Here is an 11356-nt window from a genome sequence, read left to right on the forward strand (position 1 = left end):
TGAGCATACCGAGTGACTTAGACATTTTTGGCCAAAAGAAAAAAGCTTCCGTACACGAATTTCTTCGAGTGACGAAGCCTTTTGTTTGTTGATTATTCTGCTTGGGTCGGAGCATTTTCGGCCTGAGCCGCAGCTTGCTCTTTGAGTACAGCTTTGCGGGACAGATTGATGCGACCTTGATCGTCAATCTCTGTCACCTTCACTTGCACCTTGTCGCCAACAGCAACTACGTCTTCCGTCTTGGCTACGCGTTCTTCTGCCAATTGGGAGATGTGGCACAAGCCTTCTTTGCCTGCAAACAGTTCGATGAACGCTCCGTACTTCTCTACGCGCTTGACGGTTCCCAGATAAATCTGGCCGACAGCAACCTCGCGAACCAGGTCCTCGATGATTTGTTTCGCACGCAGATTCGCTTCGTGATTGATCGAAGCGATGAAAACTCGTCCATCTTGCTCGATGTCGATTTTCACGCCGGTTTCTTCGATAATCTTGTTGATGACGCGACCTTGTGGGCCGATGACATCGCGGATTTTCTCCGGATTGATCGACATGGTCAATATCTTAGGCGCATAAGGAGACAGCTCTTCACGCGGTTTGGAAATGGTGCTCATCATATGCTTCAGGATGTGCAAACGACCTTCACGCGCTTGCTCCAAAGCTTGCTCCAAGATTTCGCGGTTGATCCCGGAAATTTTGATATCCATCTGGATCGCGGTTACACCCGCTTCGGTACCAGCCACTTTGAAGTCCATATCGCCCAAGTGGTCTTCCATGCCTTGGATGTCTGTCAAGATCGAGAAAGACTGTTCGTCCTTGCTCATGATCAAGCCCATTGCGATACCTGCTACAGGTGCTTTAATCGGTACCCCTGCATCCATCAGAGCCAATACGCTCGCGCAAATGGAAGCTTGCGACGTCGAACCGTTGGACTCGATGACTTCGGAAACCAGTCGGATCGTGTACGGGAACTCGTGTTCAGATGGAATGATCGGCTCAATCGCGCGCTCACCCAACGCTCCATGCCCGATTTCACGACGGCCTGGAGGACGCAGTGGACGAGCTTCACCTACGCTGTATGGCGGGAAGTTGTAGTGGTGCATGAATCGCTTCGACTCTTCCAGACCGAGTCCGTCCAGGATTTGCACATCACCCAGCGCCCCAAGCGTGCACACGCTCAAAGCTTGTGTTTGACCACGGGTGAACATCGCGGAACCGTGCGTACGGGACAAGATGCTTGTCTCGCTGGAAAGCGGGCGAATTTCGCCAAGAGCCCGTCCATCCGGACGAACTTTTTCTTCGGTAATGAGGCGGCGAACTTCGTCTTTGACGATGTTGCCCAACACTTCGCCAATCATCTTTTCCTGCTCCGGATAGTTTTCCGGATCTTTGGCAGCGAAATGCTCTTTCGTCTCGTCCTTGATCGCGTCAATCGCGTCGTAACGAGCCTGCTTTTCTTCAATCCGAACCGCTTCTTTCAGACGTGCTTCTGCAAAAGCGCGCACAGCCTGATCGATTTCCGGATCGACTTCATGCAGGATGACTTCCATTTTTTCTTTGCCGATTTCTGCCACGATCTGGTTTTGGAACTCAACCAGCTTCTTGATAACCTCGTGACCTGTCATGATTGCTTCGAGCATGACAGACTCCGGCACTTGATTTGCGGCAGCCTCGACCATGTTGATCGCTTTGTGTGTACCTGCGACTACGAGGTGAATATCGCTTTTTTCTGCCTGCTCCACAGTCGGGTTGATGATGAACTCGCCATCAATGCGCCCAACGATGACACCGGCAATCGGACCTTCAAACGGAATTTCGGAAACGCAAAGAGCGGCAGACGTACCGATCATAGCGGCGATTTCCGGTGAGCAGTCCTGATCAACCGACAGAACAGTATTGACAATTTGTACGTCGTTACGGAATCCTTCTGCGAAAAGGGGACGAATTGGGCGGTCAATCAAGCGGCTTGCCAAAATCGCTTTTTCGCTTGGACGACCTTCTCTTTTAATAAAGCCGCCGGGAATTTTTCCGACTGCATAGAGACGTTCCTCATAGTTAACAGTCAACGGGAAAAAATCAAGAGCTTTTGGCTCTTTCGAGACTGTAACTGCAGACAGGATTGCCGTATCGCCGTACCGAACCAGAACCGATCCGTGAGCCTGTTTGGCCATTTTGCCAAATTCCAGGGTCAGCTTGCGGCCTGCCAGTTCAAAATCGTATGTACGGTATTGTTGCTCCATGATGCTAGCAGTCCTCCTTCACGACAATGTGCATATCTACACTTTGTTTTCTACCTGTATGTATTATTTCCTGCCACCATGAAAATTAAATGGTGAGCTTTGGCAGTCATTTTGGATAATAAAAAAAGCTTCTTTTGAAGCCATTTTCATCACGCTTGAATCACTTTATTTGTATCGTTTCAGAGAGCCTGACAACAGATGTGCCAAGCTCCCCTACACGATAGAAAAAGCGGGAAGAACCCGCTTTTTGCAAAACGCTGACTAGCGGCGCAGACCCAGACGGTCTACAACCGAACGATAGCGTTGAACATCTGCTTCACGCAAGTATGTCAACAGGTTACGGCGTTGACCTACCATTTTCAACAGACCACGACGGCTGTGGTGATCTTTTTTGTGCGTACGCAAGTGTCCGTTCAGGTTGTTAATGTTTTCGGTCAAGATAGCGATTTGAACTTCCGGAGAACCGGTGTCGTTGTCATGAGTACGGAACTCTTGAATCAGTTGAGTTTTACGCTCTTGAGACAATGCCATCATGACTCACCTCCTTTTTTTATATCCCGTTAGCCGAGTCTGCCGTCGGTGAGCATCGGACAGCCAAGCTGCGGTTATCTGTACAACGTTTTGAATTATAACATACCATTTTTGAAAAAGCAAAGAGATTCGTTTTACGAGACTCCGCTCGCAAACTTTTGCTTGGCCGCGTCTACATCCCGGCCAATTTGCGCAATCAGAGCTTCCACACCAGCGAATTTTTGCTCTTCGCGGATATAGAAGAGGAACTCTACTTCAACCTCTTTGTCGTAAATCTCACCAGAGAACTCGAAAATGTGTACTTCTAGCGATTTTTCTTTCTTCTCCAGTTCAAACGTAGGCTTGATCCCCACATTCATGACCCCGTAGTAGCTTTTCGCATCGACTGTAAACCGCACTCCGTACACGCCGTTTTTGCCGATCAAATACGGAGCGTTGACCCGAACGTTTGCTGTAGGGAAGCCGATTGTGCGCCCGCGCTTGTCGCCGTGCACGACCTTGCCGCGAACCTTGTACGGACGGCCAAGCAGGTGACGCACTTGCTCTACGTTGCCGTGGTGGAGATACTCGCGAATGATCGTGCTGCTCACTTTTTCGCCCAAGCGGTTAACCGGGCTGATGATGTCGAGGCCATAGCGGCCTTTGCTCATCTCCTGCAGCGTGTGGGCCGTTCCCATTCCTCTGTATCCAAAAGTGTAATCAAATCCGACCACAACATGCTGGCAAGCGAGCGGGAGCATGCACTCGGTAATGAAGTCCTCCGGGTAAACCGCAGCAAACCCGATATCGAACTTCATGACATACGTCGTGTCTACCCCCATCTTCTCGAATTGTTCCAGTTTGTCCGACAGAGGAGTCAGGTAGCTCGTATAGCCGCTCTGCCCAAGAACCTCTCGCGGATGAGGGTCAAAAGTCAGAACGGTACTTTCCCATCCGTTCGCTTTTGCTGTATCAATCGCCTTTTGAATGACTCGGCGATGTCCAATATGTACACCATCGAAGTAGCCAAGTGCAATTGCGCACGGCTTCGCTTGCAATTCATTCGGTAGTGGATAGGTCAGGGAGATCGTTTTCACGGTTTACACCTCGGCTGGAAAGACTTTTTCTGCTTTGGCGAAAAGACCTTTGTCCCCACGGCACACGCGATGAATGCCAAGCAGCTCTTCCCCTGCAAACAGGCAGATCAAGCTGCCAACCTCGGCCGTTACACCCGGCAGTGCAGTCGCCAGTCCGTTGCGTACCGCGCGGGTTCGCTCCGGCTTGACCTGATAAGACGGCAAAAATGAAATCGCCTGTGGGATGGAGACAAGATAACGGGAGAGATCCTCCCCATTGGCAGCCCGCTCCTCCAGTTCCTGAAGAGGAATCGCCTCCCCTTCCATGAACGGACCGCTCTTGATTCGCCGAAGCAGCTTCATATGGGCAGGATACCCCAGAGAGCGTCCGAGGTCAACACATAAGGTGCGCATGTATGTACCTTTCGAGCACGTGCAGGAGAAAGAGATGTCGACATAGTCTTGGTCTGTCTTGATCTCGTGAAGCGTCAACTCGTAAAGCGTAACTTTGCGCGCCTGTCTCTCAATCACAGTGCCTTCTCGCGCCAAGTCGTAAAGACGCTTTCCGTTTACTTTGACGGCTGAAAACATCGGCGGCACTTGTTCGATTTCACCCAAAAAGGAGGCAAACAAGCTTTCGATGCGCTCCTGCGTAATGGACGCAGCGTCTACTTGCGCCTGTTCCAGCACCTCTCCGGAAGCGTCCTCCGTCGTAGTCGCGGAGCCGAGGCGCATGACCACCGAATAGCGCTTGGGCAGTTCTTGCAAATACTCCACCAGCCGGGTAGCGTTCCCGACACATATCGGGAGCACTCCGGTCACATCCGGATCGAGTGTTCCCGTATGCCCGACTTTTTTTGTACCATACAGCCGACGGATACGCGCCACGCAGTCGTGGGAGGTCATACCCGCCGGCTTGTCGATTACCAGCACGCCATGGTTGCTACTCATCGTGTTTCACTCCTAATGCTGGTTCCAATACGTCCCATACCTTTTGCTTCGCTTCTGCAATCGTTCCCTTGACCGTGCAGCCGGATGCTTTGGCATGCCCTCCGCCGCCAAGCTGCTTGGCGATGGCAGACACGTCGACGCGATCGCGGGCGCGCATACTCACCTTGACGACTCCCGGCTCTGCCTCGACAAAAGAAACGCCTACCTCGACGCCCTCGATATTGCGGCAGTAGTTCACCAGACCACCCGCATCCTCGCGTTGGGCATTTGCTTCCGAAAAATCGCCGGCAGATACGGCAATCGAAGCGACGAGACTTCCATGAGACAGCTCCAGCGTCTGCAGCGCACGCCGCAGCACTTTGACATGAGCGAACGTGATCTCTTCCAGGCAGCGCTCCGCAACCTCGCCCGGCTTCACGCCATAGCTGAGCAAGCGTGCGGCAATTTCCATGACGCGCGGCGTCGTGTTGGAATAGCGAAAACCGCCTGTGTCCGTCAAAAGCCCTGTGTAGATGCACAGAGCGAGTTCTTCGTTAAAAACAATCCCCGCCTGCTCTGCCACATCGAACAAAATCTCCGCCGTAGCTGCCGCTTCCGGACGAACGAGATTGACGGTTCCGAAATCGTCATTTGTCGGATGATGATCAATATTCAACAAAGCGGCTCCGGAAGCAAATAAAGACCGTACATCGCCCATCCGTGACTCATCGGCACAGTCTACGGCGATTACGGCCTCAAATGTTTCAGCAAGCGGTTGTTTGCGAAGGTCCCGCAAGCGGTCAAAACGCGGCAAAAAGTTGAACTTGAGCGGCGTTTCCCCTTCGTTTACCACCACGTATTCTTTTCCCAGCTGCTCTAGCATGAGCACGACTCCCAGTGCGGAGCCGGTAGCATCGCCATCTGGACTGATATGGGAAAGAACCAGGAAGCGGTTATGCTCCCGCAAAAAACGGGCCGCTTCCTCTACTGTTGCTTGATTACGATTCATCCTGTTTCTCTCCTTCTGTGGAGATTTCCCGCAGGATCGACTCAATTTTGGTACCGTAGTCAATCGACTCGTCCAGCTTGAAGACGAAATCAGGGATATGGCGCAGCTTCACGCGTTTGCCAATTTCGGTACGCAGGTAGCCTTTTGCTTTTGTCAGTCCTGCCAGAGAGGCTTTGCGCTCTTCCTCAGACCCAAAAATGCTGACGAATACTTTGGCAAGCTGAAGATCGCTGCTTACTTCTACATCCGTTACTGTGACAAAGCCGACGCGAGGATCTTTCAATCCACGCTGCAAAACGAGGCTCAGTTCTTTTTTGATTTCTTCACCGACGCGGCTAATCCGTGTTTTGTTCATTTACTCTCACCTCCGCTGGCTGTCCTATTCGTGTATTCCGTATCGACCCGAATCAACTCGGCATCGGGATGGTTTTCCACAAATCGCACCACAGCCTGCATTTCTTGTTGTAAAAATGACATTTCATTAGCAACGGCAGCGATACCCAACACGGTACGCTGCCACTGCTCGTAATAAGCCACCTCAGCTGCGGAGACATTGAAACGGCTTCGCAGCTTGGCAATCAGACTTTTGACGATGGCCCGTTTTTCTTTCAAGTTTTGGCAAGCGGGCAGAAACAGTTCGATCTGCACCCCCGCTATCATTATTGCTTCACTTCAACCATGACGAAAGCTTCGACAACGTCGCCAACTTTCAGGTCTTGGAAGCGTTCCAAGGTCAGACCGCACTCGTAACCTGCGTTTACGTCTTTAGCGTCATCCTTGAAGCGTTTCAAGGTGTCCAGCTTGCCTTCGTAAATGACGATGCCTTCGCGAATCAGACGGGCACCTGCATCACGGCTCAGCTTGCCTTCGGTTACATAGCAACCAGCGATGTTTCCGACTTTGGATACTTTGAATACTTCGCGGATTTCTGCCTGACCGATGATGTTTTCTTTGTAAACAGGGTCCAGCATGCCTTTCAGGGCTTGCTCGATCTCTTCGATGACGGTGTAGATAACGCGGTGCAGGCGAATGTCGATCTTCTCTTGTTCAGCCATGCTGCGAGCGTTTGGCTCAGGACGCACGTTGAAACCGATGATAATGGCATTCGATGCGTTCGCCAAGGTTACGTCGGACTCGGTAATCGCTCCGACACCAGTGTGAATGATCTTCACGCGGGTACCGTTGACGTCGATCTTTTCCAGGGAGCCGCGCAGAGCTTCTACAGAACCTTGCACGTCGCCTTTTACGATCAGGTTCAGCTCTTTGATATCGCCTTCCTGAATGTGTTGGAACAGATCGTCCAGCGATACGCGAGAGCTTTCGCGGCGCTCGGATTCGCGCTGTTTGACTGCGCGGGCTTCCCCGATCGCACGAGCTTTTTTCTCGTCTTCAAATACGCGGAACTGGTCGCCAGCTTGCGGCACATCGTTCAAACCTGTGATTTCCACTGGTGTAGATGGGCCTGCTTCTTTCAGACGACGGCCTTTGTCGTTCACCATCGCACGAACACGGCCATAAGCAGAACCAACTACGATCGGATCGCCGACACGCAGTGTTCCTTGCTGTACCAGGATGGTCGCTACAGGACCGCGGCCTTTGTCCAGCTCGGCTTCTACTACCGTACCACGCGCGCGCTTGTCAGGGTTTGCTTTCAGCTCCTGAACTTCTGCGACGAGCAAAATGTACTCCAGCAATTCTTCGATACCTGTACGCTGTTTGGCAGACAGAGGAGAGAAAATGGTTTCGCCGCCCCATTCTTCTGCAACCAGTTCATACTCGGTCAGTTCTTGCTTGATCCGGTCGATGTTGGCTTCCGGTTTGTCGACCTTGTTCACAGCTACGATGATCGGAACGTTCGCTGCTTTCGCATGGCTGATCGCTTCAACGGTTTGTGGCATGACACCGTCATCGGCTGCAACCACGAGAATCGTGATGTCCGTAATTTGCGCACCGCGTGCACGCATCGTTGTGAACGCCGCGTGACCAGGCGTATCGAGGAACGTGATCTTCTTGCCTTTGATCTCTACCTGGTAAGCACCGATGTGCTGGGTGATACCGCCTGCTTCGCCTGCTACTACGTTGGTAGAGCGGATGGCGTCGAGCAAAGTGGTTTTTCCGTGGTCAACGTGACCCATGATGGTAACAACCGGAGGACGCTCCAAAAGGGTTTCTGGCGCATCTACTTCTTCCAGCGTTTCGAAGTTTGTCTCGTCGATGATGATTTTTTCTTCCACTTCTACGCCGTAGTCAGCGCAGATCAACTCAATCGCTTCGCGTTCCAAATATTGGTTGATCGTTGCCATGATCCCCAAATTAAACAACTTTTTGATGATTTCCGCCGGTTCTCTGCGCAGTTTCACAGCCAACTCGTTCACTGTCAAGGAATCGGTAAAAGTGATTTTTGTTGGTGGTTCAATCACAGGGCGCTGCGCTTTTTGGGCACCGCGCTGGTTGTGATTGCCGCCACGACGGTTGTTTTGGTTGTTGCGGTTATTGCCGCCACGGAAAGGCTGGCTCTTTTTATTGTCTTCAAACGTCTTTTGCGTTTGCGGCGCTTTTTTGATTTTCTCTCGCTTTTCCATACCGACGTTGGATGGGAGTTTTACTTTGTCTTCAAACTCATCACCCGTGCGCGTCTCGGTTTGGCTGGTCGCAGCAGCCTGTTGCGGAGGACGCTGTTGGTTTTGCGGTCTTTGCTGTTGGTTCTGTGGTCTTTGTTGGCCTTGGCCTTGTGGTCGTTGTTGGTTTTGCGGTTTGCGGTCACTCGGTTTCGCAGGTTGACTTCTCATATGGTTTGGTCTTCTCTCCTGATTCTTCCCCTGATTTTTTCCATGTTGAGGACTTTGCTGATCGGGCTGTTTTCCACTTGCTGTGGTGTTGACTGGACGATTGTTGCTGGTAGCAAAACCGCCGCGATCGTTTTGTCTATCGCTTTTGGCAGCTTGTGACTGCTGACCTTGCCCCGGCTGTTGCTGGGATGGGGTCTGCTGTCCTCTGGATTCGTTGGGGCGTCGTTGTTCGTCCATTGGCCTTGGTCTTGCATCACTTGGCGTATTGCGTCCTTCCGGCTTGGAACCGGCGCGCAATTTGGCCATGTGATCCTCGATCCGCTTAATCGTCCCTTCTTCCATGATACTCATATGATTTGCTACTTCTATGTTCAATCGCTTTAGCAAATTGAGGATTTCCTTACTGCTCATGTTGTGCTGTTTGGCATATTCATACACACGTGTCTTCAAATAAACTTCACCCTTTCTAAGTTAGGTGAGCAGACGCTGAATGCTTTCAGCCAACTTCCCATCGGTCACCGCCACGGTAACGCGCCCATCTTTTCCGATTGCGTGTCCCAATGAATGTCGGTCGCCTGTGGTTATACATGAGACCCCGTAATAGGAACATTTATCCTTGACTTTTTTGGCGGTATTGTCTGATGCATCTGATGCGAGCAAAACCAGACGAGCCTGGCCATTGCGGATAGACGTAATGACCAATTCCTCTCCTGTCACGATTTTTCTCGCGCGCATCGCAATTCCGAGCAGCTGAGCTGCCTTCGGGATCATCGTCCCATCATCTCCAGCCACTTCTCGCGAAAAGCGTCATACTTTTCTTCCGCGATGGACATGTTGAGGGCACGTTCCAGCACTTTTTTCCATTTTCCCGATGCGAACGCATCCGGCTTCAGACAGCTTTCCTGCCGACACACATAGGTACCGCGTCCTGCCGCCTTTCCCGTCAGATCGATGACGATCTCTTCAGCCGGCGTTCGGACCACACGGATCAATTCCTTTTTCGGAAACATTCCTTGGCAAACAATGCATTTACGCAAAGGGATCTTTTTTTGCTTCATGACTATTCGTTGTCGACTCCTTCATCGCCCTCTACTTCTTTCGGGTAGACGATGCCTTCTTGATCTGCCTGGGATTCGCTCTTGATGTCGATCTTCCAGCCAGTCAGCTTGGCAGCGAGACGAGCGTTTTGTCCACGTTTACCGATCGCAAGCGACAATTGGTAATCCGGCACGATGACACGGGTTACTTTTTCCGCGAGGTTGACTTCAACGTGAAGCACTTTCGCCGGGCTGAGCGCGTTGGCTACGTACTCGGCCGGATCTTCAGACCAGCGGACGATGTCGATTTTCTCGCCCTTCAGCTCGGTGACGATCGTCTGTACGCGCATGCCTTTTGGACCAACACATGCCCCTACAGGATCTACATCCGGGTTGATGGAATGAACAGCGATTTTGGAACGGTCGCCTGCTTCGCGAGCAACGGACTTGATTTCAACCACACCATCGTAAATCTCTGGCACTTCCAATTCAAAGAGGCGCTTCAAAAGTCCCGGATGAGTACGGGAAACGACGATTTGCGGACCCTTGGTGGTTTTTTCTACTTTAATGATGTATGCCTTCACGCGATCTTGCGACTTGAAATCTTCGGACGGCATTTTCTCGGTGATCGGCATAACAGCTTCCGCTTTGCCAAGATCGATGTAATAATTGCGGGCGTCCATGCGTTGGACAACCCCTGTAACGATATCGTCTTCGCGCTCGATAAACTCGCTGTAAATGAGGCCGCGCTCCGCTTCGCGAATGCGCTGTGTCACCACTTGCTTCGCGGTTTGTGCAGCAATTCGTCCGAAGTCACGAGGCGTAACCTCGATTTCCACGATATCTTCCAGTCTAAAATTCGGATCGATTTCTTGGGCAGCTTCCTGGGAAATCTCCAGGCGCGGGTCAAAAACTTCTTCCACCACTTCTTTGCGTGCATACACGCGAACCATACCTGAATGACGATTTACATCCACCCGTACATTTTGGGCCGAGTTGAAGTTACGTTTGTATCCAGAGATAAGAGCCGCTTCGATGGCCTCGATCAGCACGTCTTTGGTGATGCCTTTCTCTCTCTCAATGGCTTCTAGAGCCTCGATAAAATCGCCGTTCATGACTTTCGTTGCCTCCTCCTTTACTTACCCACCGGCCACCAGCAATCTAGAAAACGATTGCCATTCGTGCCGTGTCAATTTGCTCTTGGGAAATCACGTACGTTTTTTTCGCTTCTTTAACAGTCAGTTTGCCGTCCTCGTACGATATCAGTTCGCCCTCGAACTGGCTTGCTCCTTCTATCGGCTCTTTGGTTGTAATGTGCACATGCCTGCCGACAGCTTTGGTAAAATCCTTATCCTTGCGCAACGGACGCTCAGCACCCGGCGAAGATACTTCCAAAAAATATGCAGTCGGAATCGGATCTACTTCGTCAAGTTTTTGACTCAGCTTCTCGCTGACAAGGCTGCAGTCATCGATGTCGATGTTGCCAGTTTCATTGTCGATAAACACGCGCAGAAACCAGTTGCTGCCTTCCTTTTTGTACTCGATGTCAACCAGTTCCAAACCCAATTCGTCAACAATGGGCGTGACCAGTTCGGTGACGATGCCCGTTACCTTGCTCAAGCAAGTACCTCCTTTACGTTTGAACCATGAGGTGTAACCAGAAAGAAAGAGTGGGTTTCCCCACTCTCGATCTGCCATGCGTATAAAACCAGTATTTCCAAAAAAATTATAGCATAACAGCCCTTCGCTGACAACCTTTGGATACGCG

The 11356-nt window shown here is 51.4% G+C and carries 12 protein-coding genes; all 12 read right to left on the reverse strand.

The genetic code is table 11. From position 1 onward, the window contains the following. Positions 1-92: 92 nt before the first annotated feature. Positions 93-2237: a polyribonucleotide nucleotidyltransferase gene (gene pnp, locus NST23_RS16070; RefSeq protein ID WP_122965232.1), complete on the reverse strand. Its 2145-nt coding sequence runs from the start codon at positions 2235-2237 to the stop codon at positions 93-95. Positions 2238-2498: 261 nt separating this feature from the next. After that, on the reverse strand, positions 2499-2768 hold the full coding sequence (gene rpsO, locus NST23_RS16075; RefSeq protein ID WP_063227708.1) for a 30S ribosomal protein S15: 270 nt from the start codon (positions 2766-2768) through the stop codon (positions 2499-2501). Between the two features lie 134 nt (positions 2769-2902). Continuing rightward, positions 2903-3844 (reverse strand): bifunctional riboflavin kinase/FAD synthetase, encoded by a 942-nt coding sequence (locus NST23_RS16080; protein ID WP_063227589.1) that lies wholly within the window; start codon positions 3842-3844, stop codon positions 2903-2905. 3 nt (positions 3845-3847) lie between these two features. Beyond that, positions 3848-4774: a tRNA pseudouridine(55) synthase TruB gene (gene truB / locus NST23_RS16085; protein WP_340964090.1), complete on the reverse strand. Its 927-nt coding sequence runs from the start codon at positions 4772-4774 to the stop codon at positions 3848-3850. Then, entirely contained in the window at positions 4767-5762 is a 996-nt protein-coding gene (locus tag NST23_RS16090; RefSeq protein WP_281868735.1) for a DHH family phosphoesterase, read from the reverse strand. Before NST23_RS16090 ends, truB begins: the two co-directional genes overlap by 8 nt. Then, complete coding sequence (gene rbfA, locus NST23_RS16095) at positions 5752-6117, reverse strand: 30S ribosome-binding factor RbfA (protein WP_063227592.1); 366 nt, start codon at positions 6115-6117, stop codon at positions 5752-5754. The genes NST23_RS16090 and rbfA overlap by 11 nt, the downstream gene beginning before the upstream one ends. Further along, the gene (locus NST23_RS16100; protein WP_340964092.1) at positions 6114-6422 is read right to left on the reverse strand and encodes a DUF503 domain-containing protein; all 309 of its coding nucleotides are present in this window, start codon (positions 6420-6422) and stop codon (positions 6114-6116) included. The genes rbfA and NST23_RS16100 overlap by 4 nt, the downstream gene beginning before the upstream one ends. Then, entirely contained in the window at positions 6422-9001 is a 2580-nt protein-coding gene (gene infB, locus NST23_RS16105) for a translation initiation factor IF-2 (protein WP_173596494.1), read from the reverse strand. Before infB ends, NST23_RS16100 begins: the two co-directional genes overlap by 1 nt. 21 nt (positions 9002-9022) lie before the next feature. Then, on the reverse strand, positions 9023-9322 hold the full coding sequence (locus tag NST23_RS16110) for a YlxQ family RNA-binding protein (RefSeq protein WP_122965227.1): 300 nt from the start codon (positions 9320-9322) through the stop codon (positions 9023-9025). Then, positions 9319-9609, reverse strand: a complete 291-nt coding sequence (gene rnpM, locus NST23_RS16115) for an RNase P modulator RnpM (RefSeq protein WP_122965226.1) — start codon at positions 9607-9609, stop codon at positions 9319-9321. Before rnpM ends, NST23_RS16110 begins: the two co-directional genes overlap by 4 nt. A gap of 2 nt (positions 9610-9611) precedes the next feature. Continuing rightward, a complete protein-coding gene (gene nusA / locus NST23_RS16120) occupies positions 9612-10703 on the reverse strand; it encodes a transcription termination factor NusA (protein WP_063227596.1) in 1092 nt (363 codons plus the stop codon). A 46-nt stretch (positions 10704-10749) separates the two neighbouring features. Next, a complete protein-coding gene (gene rimP, locus NST23_RS16125) occupies positions 10750-11208 on the reverse strand; it encodes a ribosome maturation factor RimP (RefSeq protein WP_063227597.1) in 459 nt (152 codons plus the stop codon). Positions 11209-11356: the final 148 nt, after the last annotated feature.

The sequence above is a fragment of the Brevibacillus sp. FSL K6-0770 genome (assembly GCF_038000275.1).
In the GTDB taxonomy this organism is placed as follows: domain Bacteria; phylum Bacillota; class Bacilli; order Brevibacillales; family Brevibacillaceae; genus Brevibacillus; species Brevibacillus parabrevis.

Excerpts from the sequence above, each read along its gene's own strand:
- NST23_RS16110 (WP_122965227.1), bottom strand. The coding sequence starts at position 9,322 with ATGATCCCGAAGGCAGCTCAGCTGCTCGGAATTGCGATGCGCGCGAGA.
- pnp (WP_122965232.1), bottom strand. The coding sequence starts at position 2,237 with ATGGAGCAACAATACCGTACATACGATTTTGAACTGGCAGGCCGCAAG.
- NST23_RS16100 (WP_340964092.1), bottom strand. The coding sequence starts at position 6,422 with ATGATAGCGGGGGTGCAGATCGAACTGTTTCTGCCCGCTTGCCAAAAC.
- rbfA (WP_063227592.1), bottom strand. The coding sequence starts at position 6,117 with ATGAACAAAACACGGATTAGCCGCGTCGGTGAAGAAATCAAAAAAGAA.
- truB (WP_340964090.1), bottom strand. The coding sequence starts at position 4,774 with ATGAGTAGCAACCATGGCGTGCTGGTAATCGACAAGCCGGCGGGTATG.
- rnpM (WP_122965226.1), bottom strand. The coding sequence starts at position 9,609 with ATGAAGCAAAAAAAGATCCCTTTGCGTAAATGCATTGTTTGCCAAGGA.
- nusA (WP_063227596.1), bottom strand. The coding sequence starts at position 10,703 with ATGAACGGCGATTTTATCGAGGCTCTAGAAGCCATTGAGAGAGAGAAA.
- NST23_RS16090 (WP_281868735.1), bottom strand. The coding sequence starts at position 5,762 with ATGAATCGTAATCAAGCAACAGTAGAGGAAGCGGCCCGTTTTTTGCGG.
- rpsO (WP_063227708.1), bottom strand. The coding sequence starts at position 2,768 with ATGGCATTGTCTCAAGAGCGTAAAACTCAACTGATTCAAGAGTTCCGT.